General features: G+C 59.8%; 19 protein-coding genes. 14 read left to right on the forward strand and 5 right to left on the reverse strand.

Translation table 11 applies throughout. From position 1 onward, the window contains the following. The 8 genes from ACIOZM_RS24600 to tldD all read left to right on the forward strand — a co-directional run. On the forward strand, positions 1–166 hold a 166-nt coding region (locus ACIOZM_RS24600), incomplete at its 5' end, for a rod shape-determining protein (RefSeq protein ID WP_269721574.1). A 142-nt stretch (positions 167–308) separates the two neighbouring features. Next, the gene (gene mreC / locus ACIOZM_RS24605) at positions 309–1,442 is read left to right on the forward strand and encodes a rod shape-determining protein MreC (RefSeq protein WP_401218526.1); all 1,134 of its coding nucleotides are present in this window, start codon (positions 309–311) and stop codon (positions 1,440–1,442) included. Continuing rightward, positions 1,442–1,933, forward strand: a complete 492-nt coding sequence (gene mreD, locus ACIOZM_RS24610) for a rod shape-determining protein MreD (RefSeq protein WP_401218423.1) — start codon at positions 1,442–1,444, stop codon at positions 1,931–1,933. Before mreC ends, mreD begins: the two co-directional genes overlap by 1 nt. 43 nt (positions 1,934–1,976) lie before the next feature. Then, a complete protein-coding gene (locus tag ACIOZM_RS24615; RefSeq protein ID WP_401218426.1) occupies positions 1,977–2,573 on the forward strand; it encodes a Maf family protein in 597 nt (198 codons plus the stop codon). Between the two features lie 58 nt (positions 2,574–2,631). Then, positions 2,632–4,089 carry a ribonuclease G gene (gene rng / locus ACIOZM_RS24620; protein WP_401218429.1) on the forward strand — a complete coding sequence of 486 codons (1,458 nt, stop codon included), beginning with the start codon at positions 2,632–2,634 and terminating at the stop codon, positions 4,087–4,089. A gap of 75 nt (positions 4,090–4,164) precedes the next feature. Then, entirely contained in the window at positions 4,165–7,968 is a 3,804-nt protein-coding gene (locus ACIOZM_RS24625) for a YhdP family protein (protein ID WP_401218432.1), read from the forward strand. 143 nt (positions 7,969–8,111) lie between these two features. Further along, on the forward strand, positions 8,112–8,972 hold the full coding sequence (locus ACIOZM_RS24630) for a carbon-nitrogen hydrolase family protein (RefSeq protein ID WP_401218435.1): 861 nt from the start codon (positions 8,112–8,114) through the stop codon (positions 8,970–8,972). A gap of 4 nt (positions 8,973–8,976) precedes the next feature. Further along, the gene (gene tldD, locus ACIOZM_RS24635; protein ID WP_401218438.1) at positions 8,977–10,419 is read left to right on the forward strand and encodes a metalloprotease TldD; all 1,443 of its coding nucleotides are present in this window, start codon (positions 8,977–8,979) and stop codon (positions 10,417–10,419) included. 51 nt (positions 10,420–10,470) lie between these two features. On the opposite strand, the gene yjgA is transcribed toward tldD, so the two are convergent. After that, entirely contained in the window at positions 10,471–10,995 is a 525-nt protein-coding gene (gene yjgA, locus ACIOZM_RS24640; protein WP_401218441.1) for a ribosome biogenesis factor YjgA, read from the reverse strand. Between the two features lie 108 nt (positions 10,996–11,103). Here yjgA and pmbA point away from each other — a divergent pair, with 108 nt between their 5' ends. The 6 genes from pmbA to ACIOZM_RS24670 all read left to right on the forward strand — a co-directional run bounded on the left by pmbA (position 11,104) and on the right by ACIOZM_RS24670 (position 16,360). Continuing rightward, positions 11,104–12,450, forward strand: coding sequence for a metalloprotease PmbA (gene pmbA / locus ACIOZM_RS24645; protein ID WP_401218444.1), 1,347 nt, complete (start codon positions 11,104–11,106; stop codon positions 12,448–12,450). Between the two features lie 140 nt (positions 12,451–12,590). Then, positions 12,591–12,998 carry a FagA protein gene (locus tag ACIOZM_RS24650; RefSeq protein WP_401218447.1) on the forward strand — a complete coding sequence of 136 codons (408 nt, stop codon included), beginning with the start codon at positions 12,591–12,593 and terminating at the stop codon, positions 12,996–12,998. Next, entirely contained in the window at positions 12,979–14,355 is a 1,377-nt protein-coding gene (locus ACIOZM_RS24655) for a class II fumarate hydratase (RefSeq protein WP_401218450.1), read from the forward strand. Before ACIOZM_RS24650 ends, ACIOZM_RS24655 begins: the two co-directional genes overlap by 20 nt. A gap of 27 nt (positions 14,356–14,382) precedes the next feature. After that, positions 14,383–14,823, forward strand: a complete 441-nt coding sequence (locus ACIOZM_RS24660; protein ID WP_401218452.1) for a hypothetical protein — start codon at positions 14,383–14,385, stop codon at positions 14,821–14,823. Position 14,824: 1 nt separating this feature from the next. Further along, positions 14,825–15,436: a superoxide dismutase gene (locus tag ACIOZM_RS24665; protein WP_401218455.1), complete on the forward strand. Its 612-nt coding sequence runs from the start codon at positions 14,825–14,827 to the stop codon at positions 15,434–15,436. Between the two features lie 30 nt (positions 15,437–15,466). Next, the gene (locus tag ACIOZM_RS24670) at positions 15,467–16,360 is read left to right on the forward strand and encodes a ZIP family metal transporter (RefSeq protein ID WP_401218457.1); all 894 of its coding nucleotides are present in this window, start codon (positions 15,467–15,469) and stop codon (positions 16,358–16,360) included. Positions 16,361–16,445: 85 nt separating this feature from the next. Here the strand turns inward: ACIOZM_RS24670 and ACIOZM_RS24675 are convergent, their stop codons facing one another. Genes ACIOZM_RS24675 through hpf form a run of 4 tightly spaced genes read right to left on the reverse strand, consistent with a single transcriptional unit; the run spans position 16,446 to position 18,382 of the window. Further along, complete coding sequence (locus tag ACIOZM_RS24675; protein WP_401218459.1) at positions 16,446–16,721, reverse strand: HPr family phosphocarrier protein; 276 nt, start codon at positions 16,719–16,721, stop codon at positions 16,446–16,448. A 15-nt stretch (positions 16,722–16,736) separates the two neighbouring features. Then, positions 16,737–17,594 carry an RNase adapter RapZ gene (gene rapZ, locus ACIOZM_RS24680; protein ID WP_401218462.1) on the reverse strand — a complete coding sequence of 286 codons (858 nt, stop codon included), beginning with the start codon at positions 17,592–17,594 and terminating at the stop codon, positions 16,737–16,739. Between the two features lie 2 nt (positions 17,595–17,596). After that, the gene (ptsN, locus tag ACIOZM_RS24685) at positions 17,597–18,061 is read right to left on the reverse strand and encodes a PTS IIA-like nitrogen regulatory protein PtsN (RefSeq protein WP_401218465.1); all 465 of its coding nucleotides are present in this window, start codon (positions 18,059–18,061) and stop codon (positions 17,597–17,599) included. 12 nt (positions 18,062–18,073) lie between these two features. After that, positions 18,074–18,382 (reverse strand): ribosome hibernation-promoting factor, HPF/YfiA family, encoded by a 309-nt coding sequence (gene hpf, locus ACIOZM_RS24690; RefSeq protein WP_401218468.1) that lies wholly within the window; start codon positions 18,380–18,382, stop codon positions 18,074–18,076. Positions 18,383–18,482: the final 100 nt, after the last annotated feature.

The following is an 18,482-nucleotide window of genomic DNA, read 5'->3' on the forward strand; positions in this document are numbered from 1 at the left end:
GACCGGTGGTGGCGCGTTGCTGCGTGACCTCGACAAGTTGCTGGCTCAGGAAACCGGTCTGCCGGTGATCGTTGCCGAAGATCCGCTGACCTGTGTTGCTCGCGGCGGTGGCCGTGCATTGGAAATGATGGATAAACACACCATGGATCTGCTCTCCAGCGAATAAGTCGCCGGGTTGCAATACGTGGGTGAGCGCGCAGGCAGCACTTTGCAGTGCTGCCTGTTGGCGTTTATCTTCTGTCAGTCTTCATCCAGGCCGGTTTGATGCCGTATGAATAAACAGAACATTTGCCTGGGAGGAGCGGCTTATTAAACCGCTTTTCGCCAAGGGCCCTTCATTGGGTGTTCGCCTGCTGGTGCTGGCCGTACTTTCGGTCGCGCTGATGGTGGTCGATGCCCGCTTCAGTCTGCTCAAACCTGCACGCAGCCAAGCGTCGCTGGTGCTGATGGATGCCTACTGGATAACCGACCTGCCCGGTCGTCTCTGGGAAGGTGTCGCCAGCCAGTTCGGCAGTCGCACCGAACTTGTCGCCGACAACGAAAAACTCAAGACCGAAAACCTGCTGTTGCAGGGTCGCATGCAGAAGCTTGCCGCCCTCACCGAGCAGAACGTTCGGCTGCGCGAGTTGCTCAATTCCTCCGCACTGGTCAACGAAAAGGTCGAAGTGGCCGAGTTGATCGGTATGGACCCCAATCCTTTCACCCATCGCATCATCATCAATAAAGGTGAGCGCGACGGCGTGGTGCTCGGTCAGCCGGTGCTCGATGCGCGTGGCCTGATGGGGCAAGTGGTCGAGTTGATGCCGTACACCTCGCGTGTATTGCTGTTGACCGACACCACTCACAGCATTCCTGTTCAGGTGAACCGTAACGGTCTGCGGGCGATTGCCAGTGGCACCGGCAATCCGGAACGCCTGGAATTGCGTCACGTAGCGGACACGGCTGACATCAAGGAAGGCGATCTGCTGGTCAGCTCGGGCCTGGGTCAGCGTTTCCCGGCGGGTTACCCGGTGGCCACAGTCAAGGAAGTGATTCACGACTCCGGCCAGCCGTTTGCGATTGTCCGCGCCGTACCGACAGCGGCGCTGAATCGCAGCCGTTATCTGCTGCTGGTATTCAGTGACACCCGCACCGCCGAAGAACGCGCCAATGATGCGGCGCAGGCGCAGGAAAATCTTGATGCCTTCGGTGGCGGCCCGATCGTTCCGGCCACTGTGCCGAAAACCGTGAACAGCGTGCCAGCGCCTGCGACCCCGGCAACTCCCGCCGCTGCACCTGCGCCGGCCGCCGCCACACCTGCCAAACCGGTTGCCGGCAAACCGCCTGCAAAACCACCAGCGGCGACTCCTGCGGCCAGTAAGCCTCCGGCTGCCCAGCCTGCTGCGCGCCCAGCGGCGAAACCGCCGGTCAACGCGCCCGCCAATACCGGGAGACAAGAATAATGGTCGGGACCACTGCTTCCCGAAACGGCTGGATAGTCTGGCTGACGTTCGCCATCGGCCTGCTGCTCAGCGTTTCGCCGCTGCCGCAATTCATGGAAATCCTCCGCCCGCTGTGGCTGGCACTGCTCCTGACGTTCTGGGCGTTGTACATGCCGCAGACAGTCGGCATGGTCACCGCATTCTGTCTGGGCCTCGCTGAAGACGTATTGTATGGCACCTTGCTGGGGCAGAACGCGTTGATCCTGACACTGATCACCTTCCTGGTCCTGTCGCTGCAACAGCGCCTGCGGATGTTCCCGATGTGGCAGCAATGCCTGGTGATTCTGGTGATTTTCGGCCTCGCACAACTGGTGCAGTTGTGGCTCAGTGCGCTGACCGGCAATCGTCAGCCGACCCTGGCGCTGGTGCTGCCGGCACTGGTCAGTGCCTTGCTCTGGCCTTGGGTCAGCTTCGCTTTGCGTGGATTGCGTCGCCGCTACAAAATCAATTAATTCGGTCAGGCATGTGCCCGCACCTCGACAGGGAGATGTCTTGATGAAAGCGCTTTACCTCGCCTCAGGATCGCCGCGTCGGCGTGAATTGCTCACGCAGATCGGCATTCCGTTCTCCGCCATCAGCGCGGACATCGATGAAACCCCTTTACCCGAAGAATCGCCATCGGCCTATGTCGAACGCCTCGCGCGCGGCAAGGCCGAGGCCGGCCGGCGCACGCTCACATCGGCAACGGCGTTTTGCGTCTTGGGCGCTGACACTGCGGTGGTGCTCGACGGCAAAATTCTTGGTAAACCAGTGGACGAAGCCGACGCATGCGCCATGCTGATGATGTTGTCCGGCAAGGAACATGAAGTGCTGACCGCCATCGCCGTGCTTGACGGCGACCGTTGCGAGTCGCGGGTGGTGCGCAGTCTGGTACGGTTTCGACCGATCAGCCGTGAAGAAGCTGCGGCCTATTGGGCCAGCGGCGAACCCCGGGACAAGGCCGGCGGCTATGGCATTCAGGGCCTCGGTGCGGTGTTTGTCGCCGGGCTCAATGGCAGTTATTCGGCGGTAGTCGGGCTACCTGTGTGCGAAACCGCAGAACTGCTGGGCCATTTCGGCATACCCTGTTGGCAAAACCTGAACGCGCAATGAGCGTCGTACGAATCCAGATGCGGCCATTATCGTGAACATGCCTGAACGAGATCCTGCCATGAGTGAAGAGATTCTGATCAACATCACGCCGATGGAGTCGCGCGTGGCGGTGGTCGAAAACGGTGTGCTGCAAGAAGTGCACGTCGAGCGCACGCAAAAACGCGGGATCGTCGGCAACATCTATAAAGGCAAGATTGTCCGGGTCCTGCCGGGTATGCAGGCAGCGTTCGTCGACATCGGTCTGGATCGCGCCGCATTCATTCACGCCTCGGAAATCTCCCTGCGCGAAGGCCCGGCGGTAGAAAGCATCAGTTCGCTGGTGCACGAAGGGCAAAGTCTGGTGGTGCAGGTCACCAAGGACCCGATTGGCTCCAAGGGCGCTCGCCTGACCACGCAACTGTCGATCCCGTCGCGGTATCTGGTGTACATGCCGCGCACCGCCCACGTTGGCATTTCCCTGAAAATTGAGGACGAAGCCGAGCGCGAGCGCCTCAAGCAAGTGGTCAGCGATTGTGTGGCCAAGGAAGGGATCAAGGAGGCGGGCGGCTTTATTCTGCGTACCGCCGCCGAAGGTGCCGGTGCCGATGAGATTCTCATGGACATCCGTTACCTGCGGCGTCTGTGGGATCAGATCAACTCGCAAATCCAGACCATCGGCGCGCCGAGCGTAATCTACGAAGACCTCGGTCTTGCGCTGCGCACGTTGCGTGATCTGGTCAGTCCGAAGATCGAGAAGATCCGCATCGACTCGCGGGAAACCTTCCAGAAAACCACGCAGTTCGTCGCCGAACTGATGCCGGAAATTGCCGACCGTCTGGAACATTACCCGGGCGAACGACCGATTTTCGACCTGTACGGCGTTGAAGACGAGATCCAGAAAGCCCTTGAGCGCAAAGTGCCGCTCAAGTCGGGTGGTTATCTGGTGGTCGATCCGGCAGAAGCCATGACCACCATCGACGTCAACACCGGGGCGTTTGTCGGTCATCGCAATCTCGAAGAAACCATCTTCAAGACCAACCTCGAAGCGGCCACCGCGATCGCCCGGCAATTGCGCCTGCGCAATCTGGGCGGGATCATCATCATCGACTTCATCGACATGGAAGATGAAGAGCACCGTCGCCAGGTGCTGCGAACCCTGGAAAAACAGCTGGAGCGCGATCACGCCAAGACCAACATCATCGGGATCACCGAGTTGGGCCTGGTGCAGATGACCCGCAAGCGCACCCGCGAAAGTCTTGAGCAAGTGCTGTGCGAGCCGTGCAGCAGTTGCCAGGGTCGCGGCAAGTTGAAGACACCGGAAACCATCTGCTACGAAATTTTCCGTGAAATCCTGCGTGAGGCCCGCGCCTATCAGGCTGAGGGTTATCGCGTGCTGGCGAACCAGAAAGTCGTCGATCGCTTGCTCGACGAAGAGTCTGGTAACGTCGCCGAGCTTGAAGGTTTTATCGGCCGCACCATACGCTTCCAGGTGGAAACCATGTATTCCCAGGAACAATATGACGTGGTACTGCTCTGAACCCCTGCGGCACATTTTTTCCACATCGGCTGGCCTCAGCTTTTTGCAGTATTTTTGCCATGGGAGCCAACTGACATGGAGCGTCTGACACGCATTTTGGCCGCACTCACCCGCTGGGGGCTGGGCCTGTGCGCGTTGGTTCTGGTGTTGATGGCGTTGTACGTTAGCCTCGGCCGGGAACTGACGCCGCTGGTGGCGGAATACCGCGCCGAGATCGAAGACAAAGCCACTGCCGCTCTTGGCATGCCGCTGCAGATCGGTGAGCTGGAAGGCAACTGGAGCGGTTTCGCACCGATTCTGCTGGCACATGACGTGATCGTCGGCGATGGCGCGAACGCCTTGCGCCTTGATCGCGTGCGCGTCGTGCCGGATCTGTGGGCCAGTTTGCTGGCCCGTGAAGTGCGCATTGCTCATCTCGAACTCAATGGCCTGAAAATCAGCCTCAAGGAAGGCGATGACGGCAAGTGGGCTCTGGAAGGTTTGCCGGTCAAAGATGATCAGCCGGTTGACCCGGAGCAGCTGTTCAATCGCATGCAGATGGTGCAACAGCTGTCGGTACTCGACAGCCAGGTGACGTTGCAGCCGCTGGACCATGCACCAATGACCATGACGTACGTTGGGATCAATCTGAAAACCGGTTCCAGCCGTCAGCGCCTCGATGCGCGATTGACCCTGCCGGACGGTCAACCCGTCGCATTGAGCCTGAACACCCGGATTCGTGCCGCCGACTGGCAAAACGCAGGCGTGGAAGTTTACGCGAGCCTGCCGCAGAGCGACTGGTCGAAGTGGCTGCCTGAGCGTCTGACCCAGCAGTGGAACTTCACCGAGATCAAAGCGGGCGGCGAGCTGTGGGTGGACTGGAAAGAAGGTTCCCTGCAAAGCGCGGCACTGCGTTTGAACGCGCCGCAACTGACCGGTGCGTATGCCGAGCGCAAGCCGATTCAGATCAATAATCTGGCGCTCAACGCGTATTACCAGAGCAGTGCCGAGGGTGCGACCATTACCCTCGACTCGCTGGCGATGAATTTCGGCGAAACCCGTTGGGAGTCCCATGTACAGCTCAAGCAGACGTCTGCCAGCGACAAGGTCGACGAGCTCTGGCACATGCAGGCTGATCGCCTCGACCTGACGCCGATCACGCCGTTGCTCAATGCGCTGGGGCCATTGCCGGAAGGTTTTGCCACTGTTGTTGATCATTTGAAAGTGACTGGCGGGTTGCGCAACGTGCTTCTGGATTTCCGTCCTAACGCCACCGACGGTACCAAATTCAGCTTTGCGGCCAATCTCGATAGCGTCGGTTTCGATGCCTATCACGGTGCCCCGGCGGCGCGGAATGTCAGCGGCAGCCTGAGCGGCAATCTCGACGGCGGCGAGTTGCGCATGGACAGCAAGAATTTCATGCTGCACCTCGACCCGATTTTCGCCAAGCCATGGCAATACCTTCAGGCCAACGCCCGCTTGACCTGGAAGCTCGATAAAGAAGGATTCACCCTGATTGCGCCGTACCTGAAGGTGCTGGGCGAAGAGGGCAAGATTGCCGGCGACTTCCTGATTCGCCTGCACTTCGACCACACCCAGGAAGACTATATGGACCTGCGGGTCGGTCTGGTCGAAGGCGATGGTCGCTACACCGCCAAGTATCTGCCGAAGGTCCTCAGTCCGGCGCTCGACGAGTGGCTGCGCACTGCGATCCTCAAAGGCGCGGTGGATCAGGGTTTCTTCCAGTATCAGGGTTCGCTGAGCAAAGACGCAGGCGAAGCGGATCGCAGCATCAGCCTGTTCTTCAAGGTGCATGACGCCGAACTGGCGTTCCAGCCGGGCTGGCCGCATGTGAGCAAGGTCAGCGGTGATGTCTTCATCGAAGACAGTGGCGTGCGCATCGTCGCGCAAAAAGGCCAGTTGCTCGACACGCAGGTCAGCGATGTTTTCGTCAATATTCCGCATGTTGCTGCCGGGCAAAAGACACATCTGTTCCTCGACGGCGCGTTTGCCGGCGGGTTGGGTGATGGTCTGAAAATTCTGCAAACGGCGCCGATTGGTACTGGCGAGACCTTTGCCGGGTGGGAAGGCGAGGGGGATCTGCAAGGCAAACTCAAACTCGACGTTCCGCTGGAAAAGGGCGATCAACCGAAAATCCTCGTCGACTTCAAAACCGCCAATGCACGCCTGAAACTGGCTGAGCCGAAACTGGAGCTGACTCAGCTCAAGGGCGATTTCCGCTTCGACAGCGCCAAGGGCTTGAGTGGCCAGAACATCGCGGCCCGGGCATTCGATAAACCGGTGACGGCGCAGATCTTCGCTGATGGCAGTCCTGGCAAGCTCAAGACCCGGGTGGCGGCGTCGGGGCAGGTTGAGGTCAAGAAACTCACCGACTGGCTGGGCGTAACCCAACCGTTGCCGGTGTCGGGGACGATTCCGTATCAGTTGCAACTGAATCTGGACGGTGCCGACAGTCAACTGATGGTCAGCTCCAACCTTAAAGGTGTCGCGGTGGATCTGCCGGCGCCGTTCGGCATGTCTGCGCAAGTCGGTCGCGACACCGTGTTCCGCATGACGCTGCAAGGCGCGGAACGCCGTTACTGGGTCAATTACGACCAGTTGGCCAATTTCACTTTCGCGGCGCCGCCGAGCAATTTCGCTGAAGGTCGGGGCGAGTTGTTCCTTGGCGCAGGCGAGGCCGTGCTGCCCGCCGGTAAAGGTCTGCGCATTCGCGGCGTGCTGTCGGAGCTGGATGTAGCGCCGTGGCAGGATCTGGTCAGCAAATACGCGGGTCAGGACCCAGGCGGCAGTGCCAAGCAATTGCTCAGCGGTGCTGATTTCAAAGTAGGCAAGCTGACTGCATTCGGCACCACGCTGGATCAGGCTGCGGTGCAGTTGAATCGCAAGCCGGGAGTCTGGGCCCTGGCGCTCGACAGTCAGCAGGCCAAGGGCACTGCCAGCCTGCCAGATGCCAAGAGCGCGCCGATTGTGGTCAACCTGCAATACGTGAAACTGCCGGCGCCGGACCCGACGGTACAAGCGGACGAGAATTCACCTGACCCGCTGGTTTCGGTCAATCCGACCAACATCCCGGCGCTGGATATCACCATCAATCAACTGTTCCTCGGGCCGGATCTGGTCGGTGGCTGGTCGCTGAAGGTGCGGCCGACCGCCAAAGGCATTGCCTTGAACAGCCTCGATATGGGCCTCAAAGGCATTCTGTTGCAGGGCAACGGTGGCTGGGAAGGTTTGCCGGGCGCCACTAACAGTTGGTTCAAGGGCCGGATCAGCGGCAAGAATCTCGCCGATGTGCTCAAGGGCTGGGGTTTTGCGCCGAGTGTGACCAGCGAAGACTTCCACATGGACGTCGATGGCCGCTGGCCGGGCTCGCCGGCATGGCTGGCGACCAAGCGCTTCTCCGGCACGCTCGATGCGTCGCTGAACAAGGGCCAGTTCGTCGAAGTCGAGGGCGGCGCCCAGGCATTGCGCGTGTTTGGCCTGCTCAACTTCAACTCCATCGGCCGCCGTTTGCGTCTGGACTTCTCCGACCTGTTCGGCAAAGGCCTGAGTTACGACCGGGTCAAAGGCTTGCTGGTGGCGAACAACGGCGTTTACGTGACCCGCGAGCCGATTCGCCTGACCGGGCCGTCGAGCAACATCGAAATGAACGGTACGCTGGATCTGGTCGGCGATCAGGTCGATGCCAAACTCTTGGTGACGCTGCCAGTCACCAATAACCTGCCGATTGCCGCGCTGATCATTGGTGCACCAGCGGTCGGCGGTGCGTTGTTCCTGATCGACAAGCTGATCGGTGACCGTGTGGCGCGTTTTGCCAGTGTGAAATACACCGTCAAAGGCCCGTGGAAAGAGCCGAAAATCACATTCGACAAGCCTTTTTGAACAGCCACTAGTAGCATGACCGTAACCGTGTGGGAGCTGCGGCACGCTGCGATCTGTTGATCTTTTTTTTAAGCAGAATCAAAAGATCGCAGCGTGTCGCAGCTCCTGCAGGGTATGAGTTGATTTCATTTAAGGAAGCAGCCATGTCGGTAGCGGTGATTCAAATGGTCAGCCAGAGCGATGTGCTGGCCAATCTGGCTCAGGCCCGGCGCCTGCTCGAACGAGCGGCGGCCGGTGGCGCGAAACTCGCGGTATTGCCGGAAAACTTCGCTGCCATGGGCCGGCGCGACATCGCTGATATCGGCCGCGCCGAAGCATTGGGCAAAGGTCCGATCCTGCCATGGTTGAAACAGACCGCCCGCGACCTCAAGTTATGGATAGTGGCTGGCACGTTGCCGTTGCCGCCGGTCGATCAACCGACGGCGAAGGTGCATGCCTGTTCGCTGCTGGTCAACGATCAGGGCGAAACCGTTGCGCGATATGACAAGTTGCACCTGTTTGATGTCGATGTAGCGGACAATCGCGGCCGTTATCGCGAATCCGATGACTATGCTTATGGCAGTGGTGTGGTGGTGGCGGACACCCCGGTCGGTCGAGTCGGCCTGACTGTGTGTTACGACCTGCGTTTTCCCGAGCTGTACAGCGAGTTGCGTGCTGCCGGTGCTGAATTGATTACCGCTCCGTCGGCTTTCACCGCAGTGACCGGCGCGGCGCACTGGGACGTGCTGATTCGCGCACGCGCCATCGAGACCCAGTGTTATGTGTTGGCGGCGGCGCAGGGCGGGACTCATCCGGGCCCGCGTGAAACCTTCGGGCACGCGGCGATTGTCGACCCGTGGGGCCGCGTGCTGGCACATCAGGATCAAGGCGAAGCGGTGCTTCTGGCCGAACGCGACAGCAATGAACAAGCGTCCATCAGGGCGCGAATGCCGGTGGTGAGCCATCGGCGGTTTTTCTCGCAGGGCGCACAGCGGCCTGCTTCAGAACACGAATTTAAGGCGTAAACCTATGAGCGAGTTGTTGTCCTCAGTCAGTGATCATCTGTTGGCGCCCGGTGGCGTGACGATCGAAAGCCTGCAAAGCGTGCTGGGCGACCTGGCGGGTCCGGGCATCGATGCTGCCGACCTGTATTTCCAGGGGCAGATCTCCGAGACCTGGGCGCTGGAAGACGGCATCGTCAAGGAAGGCAGCTTCAACCTCGACCAAGGTGTCGGCGTGCGTGCGCAGTCCGGTGAGAAAACCGGTTTTGCCTACAGCAACGCGATCACCCTCGAAGCCTTGGGCGCAGCGGCGCGTGCAGCGCGTTCGATCTCCCGCGCAGGCCAGAACGGCACCGTGCAGGCGTTCACCACTCAGGACGTCGCTCAGTTGTATGCGCCGGACAATCCGCTGGATGTCATGAGCCGTGCCGAGAAAGTCGAGCTGCTCAAGCGTATCGACGTCGCGACTCGTGCCCTCGACCCGCGTATCCAGCAAGTCAGCGTGAGCATGGCCGGGGTCTGGGAACGCATTCTTGTCGCTTCCACTGACGGCGGTCTGGCAGCCGATGTGCGACCTCTGGTGCGTTTCAACGTCAGCGTGATCGTCGAGCAGAATGGCCGTCGCGAGCGTGGCGGACATGGCGGCGGCGGGCGTACCGACTACCGTTATTTCCTCTCGGAAGACCGCGCGATGGGCTATGCCCGTGAGGCGTTGCGTCAGGCGCTGGTCAATCTCGAAGCGATTCCTGCTCCAGCCGGCACTTTCCCGGTGGTATTGGGTTCGGGCTGGTCCGGCGTGCTGCTGCATGAAGCGGTCGGCCACGGTCTGGAAGGCGATTTCAACCGCAAGGGCAGTTCGGCCTACAGCGGCCGCATGGGCGAAATGGTTGCTTCCAAGCTCTGCACCATCGTCGATGACGGTACTTTGAGCGGTCGTCGCGGCTCGCTGAGCGTCGATGACGAAGGCACGCCGACCGAGTGCACCACGCTGATCGAAAATGGCGTGCTCAAGGGTTACATGCAAGACAAGCTGAATGCCCGCCTAATGGGCGTGGCCCGCACCGGTAACGGTCGTCGCGAATCCTACGCGCATCTGCCGATGCCACGGATGACCAACACCTACATGCTGGGTGGCGAAAGCGATCCGGCAGAAATCATCGCTTCGGTGAAGAAAGGCATCTACTGCGCCAACCTCGGCGGCGGTCAGGTCGATATCACCAGCGGCAAGTTTGTGTTCTCCACCAGTGAGGCCTACCTGATCGAGGACGGCAAGATCACTGCGCCGGTCAAAGGCGCGACGTTGATCGGCAACGGTCCGGAGGCGATGAGCCGGGTGTCGATGGTCGGTAACGATCTGGCGCTGGACAGCGGTGTGGGCACGTGCGGCAAGGATGGGCAGTCGGTGCCGGTGGGTGTCGGTCAGCCAACGCTGAAAATCGATGCGATCACCGTCGGAGGCACGGGCGCATAAGAAGGGATGGAACTGCGGGTGGCGCGCGTTGCGGCCACCCGATGACGAATATCAACGCAGACCGCGTTGAGTCTCGTCCAGTTCACGGATGTACTTGAAGATTTTACGGCCGGAAGCAGGAGGTTTGTTTTGCGCAACCTCGTGCTGAGCCTGACGGATCAACGAGCGCAGTTGCTGGCGATCGGCGTCCGGGTATTCGGCGACGAATTTCTCCAGCACGGCGTCATCACCGGCGATCAGGCGGTCACGCCAGCGTTCGAGATTATGGAAACGCTCGTTGTACTGACGGGTAGAGGCATCGAGCTGATCGAGCAAAGTCAGAATCGCGTCAGTGTCCTGATCGCGCATCAGCTTGCCGATGAACTGCAAGTGCCGTTTACGCGCGATGTTCGCGGTGTGCTTGGGAGCATCGGCCAGAGCCCGGCGCATAGCGTCGGTCAAAGGCAGTTTTGCCACCAAGTCAGGCTTGAGTGTTGTAAGGCGCTCGCCGAGGTCAACCAGAGCATGCAGCTCGCGTTTGACCTGAGATTTGCTTTTTTCTCCCGTATCGAGGGAGTCGTCGTAAGAATCAACCATGGTGGCAGTCCGCAAAGAAACGCCGCCATGATAACCAGTCGGGGGCCGCTTGTCCGGCCCGGTCGCTCGATGACCCCAGCCGAAAGCAGAATTTGAGTGGAGATGAGCATGAGTGCAGTTCAAAGCGTCGGCCCGCAAGCGTTGCCGGCACTGCAGGAACAAGTCGAGCAGATCATCGCCGAAGCCAAGCGTCAGGGCGCCAGTGCCTGTGAAGTGGCGGTATCGCTGGAACAGGGCCTGTCGACTTCGGTGCGCCAGCGCGAGGTCGAAACTGTTGAGTTCAACCGCGATCAGGGGTTTGGTATCACCTTGTACGTGGGGCAGCGCAAAGGTTCGGCCAGCACCTCGGCCACAGGGCCGGACGCGATCCGCGAAACGGTTGCCGCTGCTTTGGCCATTGCCAAGCACACCTCCGAGGACGAAGCCTCGGGTCTGGCCGATGCTGCGCTGATGGCCAAGGACCTGCGCGATTTCGATCTGTTTCACGAGTGGAATATCACCCCGGAGCAGGCCATCGAGAAAGCGTTGATCTGTGAAGCGGCGGCCTTCGATACCGATGCGCGGATCAAGAATGCCGATGGCACCACGCTCAGCACGCATCAGGGTTGCCGCGTTTATGGCAACAGCCACGGTTTCATCGGTGGTTATTCATCGACCCGGCACAGCCTGAGTTGCGTGATGATCGCCGAGGCTGATGGCCAGATGCAGCGCGACTACTGGTATGACGTGAGCCGTCAGGGCGAATTGCTGGCTGATCCGGTGAGCATCGGTCAGCGTGCTGCGCAACGGGCGGCGAGCCGTCTCGGCGCGCGTCCGGTGCCGACCTGCGAAGTGCCGGTGCTGTTTTCCGCCGAGCTGGCGGGCGGGTTGTTCGGCAGTTTCCTCTCGGCGATTTCCGGCGGCAGTCTGTATCGCAAGTCATCGTTCCTTGAAGGCACTTTGGGGCAGACGCTGTTCCCTGAGTGGCTGACCATCGACGAGCGTCCACATCTGATGCGCGCCATGGGCAGTTCGGCGTACGACGGTGATGGCCTGGCGACCTACGCCAAACCGTTCGTCGAAAAAGGCGAATTGGTCTCTTACATCCTCGGTACCTACTCCGGGCGCAAGCTCGGCATGCCAAGCACCGCCAACGCTGGCGGCGTGCACAACCTGTTTGTCACCCATGGCGACGAAGACCAGGCAGCGCTTTTGCGCCGCATGGGGCGCGGGTTATTGGTCACCGAGCTGATGGGCCATGGCCTGAACATGGTGACCGGCGACTATTCCCGTGGCGCTGCGGGTTTCTGGGTCGAGAATGGTGAAATTCAGTTTGCGGTGCAGGAAGTGACCATCGCCGGCAACATGCGTGACATGTTCAAGCAGATCGTCGCAGTCGGTAACGATCTGGAGCTGCGCAGCAACATTCGCACAGGTTCGGTATTGATCGAACGGATGACGGTGGCGGGCAGCTAACGCTCGGCCGTTACACAAAAAGGCGCGCCACCCAACCGGGTGGCGCGCCTTTTTTGTGTCTGCCTTCCTGTGTAGGTGCTCTTGTTTTGGTTCTCATTATCATCTAATAATAAATCTCATTATCGGATGAGCCCCGAATCATGAGTTCTGCCTTGCACGAGCAGCCGTACCTTGAAAGCTGGCGCTGGATGAGCCGCCAGATTCGTTGCGCGATGGACCCCGACGAGCCGCGCCTGATCGAACACTATCTGGCGGAAGGCCGTTATCTGTCGTGTTGCACGGCCACCTCACCCTGGACCATCGCTGAAACCTCCTTCCGTCTGCTGCTCGACACGGCCACCGACATCGCGCTGCCGTGGCACTGGCGCAGCCTCTGTCTCGATCAAGCCTGGCGCCCCCTGCGTGAGATGGAGCGCCTGTCATTGTGCAAATGCCGGCTCAAGCGCTGGCAAAGCTACTCCTGGCAACTGGCGACCTGCGAGTTGCAACCCTCGATTCCTCTTATTGAACTGGTGCAAGGATTTTCAGATGACCAAGACACGTATTGAGCGCGACAGCATGGGCGAATTGCAGGTGCCGGTGGACGCTCTCTACGGCGCGCAAACCCAGCGCGCAGTGGATAACTTCCCGATCAGCGGCAAACCGATGCCGACGCAATTCATCCGCGCGCTGATCCTGGCCAAAGCCGCAGCCGCTCGGGCCAACGTCGAACTCAACCAGATCAGCGTGGCGCAGGGCAAAGCCATCAGCGATGCCGCTCAGGGTCTGCTGGAAGGCGATTTCATGCAGCATTTCCCGGTGGATATCTTCCAGACCGGTTCCGGCACCAGCTCCAACATGAACGCCAACGAAGTGATCGCCACGCTGGCTACCCGCCTGCTCGGCGAACCTGTGAACGCTAACGATCACGTCAACTGCGGCCAGAGCAGCAACGACATCATTCCCACCACCATCCATGTCAGCGCCGCGCTGGCCCTGCATGAGCAACTGTTGCCGGCGCTGCTGCACCTGGTGCAAGTGATCGAAAGCAAAGCCACGCAGGTTCACCACCACGTCAAAACCGGCCGCACGCATTTGATGGATGCGATGCCGGTGCGCATGAGTCAGGTGCTCAATGGCTGGGCGCAACAGCTCAAGGCCAATATCGGCCATCTGCAAGACTTACTTCCGAGCCTGCAAGCGCTGGCTCAGGGCGGCACAGCAGTGGGCACGGGAATCAATGCTCACCCGGAATTCGCTGCACGTTTCAGCCGTCAGTTGAGCCAGCTCACCGACGTGCAATTCACTCAAGGCAAGGATCTGTTCGCCCTGATCGGTTCTCAGGACACCGCCGTCGCGGTCTCCGGGCAGCTCAAGGCGACTGCCGTATCGCTGATGAAAATAGCCAACGATCTGCGCTGGATGAACTCCGGTCCGCTCGCCGGTCTCGGTGAAATCGAACTCGAAGCGCTGCAACCGGGCTCGTCGATCATGCCGGGCAAGGTCAATCCGGTAATTCCGGAAGCCACTGCGATGGTTGCCGCGCAAGTGATCGGCAACGATTCGGTGATCACCATTGCCGGTCAGTCGGGCAACTTCGAACTGAACGTGATGCTGCCGATCATCGCCGACAACCTGCTGAGCAGCATCGAGTTGCTGGCCAATTCCAGCCTTTTGCTGGGGGACAAGGCTATCGCGACCTTCAAGGTCAACGAGTCGCGGCTCAAGGAAGCACTGTCGCGCAATCCGATTCTGGTCACCGCACTCAATCCGATCATTGGCTATCAGAAAGCCGCCGAAATCGCCAAGCAGGCCTACAAGCAAGGTCGCCCGGTGATCGACGTCGCGCTGGAGCACACCGACCTGTCGCGCAGCCAACTGGAAGAGTTGCTCAATCCCGAGAAACTCACCGCCGGCGGCGTGTAATCACCGCAACCGCTTTGGAGGCTCACCATGGAGCACTGGAAACGCACGATTGAACGGGCTAATCGCTGCTTCATGCTGGGCGAACTGATCGATGCCCGCGAGGCTTATCTGCAAGCACTGGCGCTGGCGCAAGTGCTGTATGAGCGTTGGGCGGATGCCGACGAAGCGGTGGCGGCTTGTGTGATTTCCCATCACAACCTGGCGGACTTGCACCTGCGCCTGAACCAGCCGGAGGAGAGTGCCGAGTACCTCTGTGCGATCCATCAACGGCTATTGCAGACCATGCAGGACGAGCGCCTGCGCCCGGCCTTGCGTGAGGCCGCGTTGCGTCAGAGCAGCAAGACCTACGTCGAACTGTTGAATTTCATCAGCGAACACGGCGAATACCCGCGCACCCAGCGTCTGCTGCACCCGGACACCGGCAATGCGCGCCGTGCCTCAGCCTCACATCACCATGGAGTCCATTGAAATGGCTTTTACCTTGCCTGCCTTGCCTTACGCCTACGATGCCCTGGAACCGCACATCGATGCGCAAACCATGGAAATCCACTACACCAAGCATCACCAGACCTACATCAACAACCTCAATGCCGCAGTAGAAGGCACCGAATACGCCGAGTGGCCGGTGGAAAAACTGGTCGCCAGCGTTCAGCAACTGCCGGAAAAACTCCGTGCAGCGGTGATCAATCAGGGCGGCGGGCACGCCAACCATTCGTTGTTCTGGGAAGTCATGGTGCCGGGCGGCGGCGGCAAGCCAAGCGGCGCGCTGGCCAAGGCAATCGACGAGCAATTGGGTGGCCTCGACACTTTCAAAGAGGCTTTCACCAAAGCCGCACTGACCCGTTTCGGCAGCGGCTGGGCGTGGCTCAGCGTAACTCCGCAGAAGACGCTGATCGTGGAAAGCAGTGGCAATCAGGACAGCCCGTTGATGAACGGCAATACGCCGATTCTCGGTCTGGATGTCTGGGAGCACGCTTACTACCTGCGTTATCAGAACCGTCGCCCGGAATACATCAACGCGTTCTACAACGTGATCAATTGGCCTGAAGTTGCTGCGCGCTATCAGGCCGCACTGGTTTAAGTCTCCGATAAAAACAATCCAAGGCTGACTATGGGCACTGAAACACTGGCGATCGGCGGCGGGCGTATGTTTCGTTACGCGGTGGGATCATTGTTGCTGTTGGCGGGCATGACGTTGCTGGCGGCACACGGACTGGAATGGCTGAACCTTGAGCCGAGACTGTCGCGAGCATTGCAGGGCGGCGCGATCTGCGCACTCGGCACGGCGCTCGGCGCGGTGCCGGTGCTGGTGATTCGGCGCATGCCGCAAATGCTCAGCGATACGCTTCTGGGGTTTGGCGCCGGCGTAATGCTGGCGGCGACTGCGTTTTCGCTGATCGTACCGGGAATCGCCGCTGCCGAAAGTCTGGGCCTGACACCGTGGGCGGCCAGCGGCCTGATCTGCTTTGGCATCATGCTCGGTGCGTTCGGGCTGTTTCTGGTGGATCGCCAGGTCTCGGGCGCTTCGCCGGAAATGCTCGTTGGCACTGTCGAGCATCCGGTGATACCGCCGCGAATCTGGCTGTTCGTGTTCGCAATCATTGCCCATAACATCCCTGAAGGCATGGCTGTCGGTGTTTCTGCCGGCGGCGGCATGCCTGATGCCGATAGCCTGGCGATGGGCATTGCCCTGCAGGATGTGCCGGAAGGTCTGGTGATTGCGCTGGTATTGGCCGGGGCGGGGATGTCGCGGATCAAGGCGTTCCTGATCGGCGCGGCGTCAGGATTGGTCGAGCCGGTATTTGCGCTGCTCTGCGCCTGGCTGGTCAGTCTTGCGCAGTTGTTGTTGCCGTTGGGATTGGCGTTGGCGGCAGGTGCGATGCTGCTGGTGGTCACCCACGAAATCATCCCGGAGTCGCGACGCAATGGTCACGACAAAATGGCCAGCCTTGGGCTGTTGAGCGGGTTCTGTCTGATGATGGTGATGGATACTGCGTTAGGCTAAAACAAAAAGATCGCAGCCTGCGGCAGGGAAACACATTCCAACTGTAGGAGCTGCCGCAGGCTGCGATCTTTTGATCTTTTAATGATCAACCACCCTCGTCGAAGTAGTTGTTGATCAACGCCACCAGCGCATCCAGCGCTTCCTGTTCCTGATGCCCTTCGGTACTCAAGTAGATTTTGGTGCCCTTGCCGGCCGCCAGCATCATCATCGCCATGATGCTTTTGCCATCAACGGTGGATTCAGACGTGCGCCCGACTCTGATCGAGCAATCCTGAAACTGTCCCGCGACGCCAACGAATTTAGCTGATGCCCGGGCATGCAGGCCCAGTTTGTTGATGATTTCAATTTCCAGAGCAGGCATCGCGGTGTGAATCCTTTAAGTGAGGTCGCGGTGGCGGACCTGGACATTCTTCAGGGTTTTCTGCAGGGCCTGACCCAGGCGTTCGGTCAGGTAGACGGAGCGGTGATGCCCCCCGGTGCAGCCAATGGCAATGGTGACGTAGGCACGGTTGCTCGCGGCGAAGCGTGGCAACCACTTGTGCAGGTAAGTGAATATGTCCTGGAACATTTCTTCGACTTCCGGCTGAGCAGCGAGGTATTCGGCAACGGGCTCATCGAGACCCGATTGTGCGCGTAGCTCTGGTTTCCAGTACGGATTGGGCAGACAACGCACATCGAACACCAGATCCGCATCCACCGGCATGCCGCGCTTGAAGCCGAACGACTCGACCAGAAATGCCGTGCCAGGCTCTGGCTGGTTCAGCAGGCGCAGCTTGATGGTATCGCGCAACTGATACAGGTTCAGATTGGTGGTGTTGACCTTGAGGTCGGCCAGGTCGGCAATCGGGCCGAGCAGGGCGGTTTCGTCGTTGATCGCCTCGGCGAGCGAGCGGTCGGCATTGCTCAGCGGGTGGCGGCGACGGGTTTCCGAGAAACGTTTGAGCAGGGTTTCTTCGTCGGCATCCAGATACAGCACGTCGCACTGAATGTGACGACTGCGCACTTCTTCGAGCAGTTCGGGGAAGCGCGAGAGATGGCTCGGCAGGTTGCGCGCATCAATCGACACGGCCACCAGCGGCTGTGCCAGCTCGGTGTGGATCAGGGCGCGTTCGGCGAGTTCCGGCAACAAGCCTGCGGGCAGGTTATCGATGCAGTAGTAGCCGTTGTCCTCAAGGACATCGAGGGCGGTGCTTTTACCGGAGCCGGAACGGCCACTGACGATGATCAAACGCATGATTACTGCCCGTTTTGTTCGTCCAGTACAACCTGGTACAGGGCTTCGTTGCTTGAAGCGCTGCGCAATTTATCGCGCACGTCCTTGCGATCCAGCATGCTGGCGATCTGACGCAACAACTCCAGATGCGCATCGGTAGCGGCTTCCGGCACCAGCAGCACAAACAGCAGGTCAACCGGGGCGCCATCGATGGCGTCGAAATCGATGGGTGCTTCGAGGTGAATCAAGGCGCTGATGGGCGCTTCGCAGCCTTTCAGGCGGCAGTGGGGAATGGCGATGCCGTTGCCAAAACCGGTAGAACCGAGTTTTTCACGGGCGATCAACGCCTCGAAGACATCTTGCATCTCCAGATCCGGCACTTCGCGGGCGATCAGGTTGGCAATTTGCTCGAGGGCTTTCTTTTTACTGCCGCCCGGCACGTTCACGAGGGAACGGCCGGGGGTCAGGATACTTTCAAGTCGGATCATGGGATGGGGGAGTTAACGACCGGTCGCGCCCTGGAGGAGGCTCTGGGTCTTTTCCTTATGCTTTTTGAGTTGTTTGTCCAGCTTGTCGGTAAGGGCGTCAATCGCTGCATACATGTCGGTATGTTCAGCGTTGGCGACCACTTCGTTGCCGGGTATATGCAAGGTGGCTTCGATTTTCTGTTTCAACTTCTCGACCGTCATCGTGACCTGCACGTTGGTGATCTTGTCGAAATGCCCCTCGAGCCTCTTGAGTTTGAGCTCGATGTATTCGCGCAGGGGCTTGGTCACTTCCAGTTGGTGTCCACTGATGTTGACTTGCATACAGCTTCTCCTTCGTTGCCAGTGCATAAAGCGGCAGGCCGAAAAGCCTGCCACTGGAACGCTGTAACGTGGCTTACATCAACCGCTTGCGTTCGCTCGA

This window comes from Pseudomonas sp. NPDC087346 (assembly GCF_044744235.1).
Lineage (GTDB): Bacteria > Pseudomonadota > Gammaproteobacteria > Pseudomonadales > Pseudomonadaceae > Aquipseudomonas.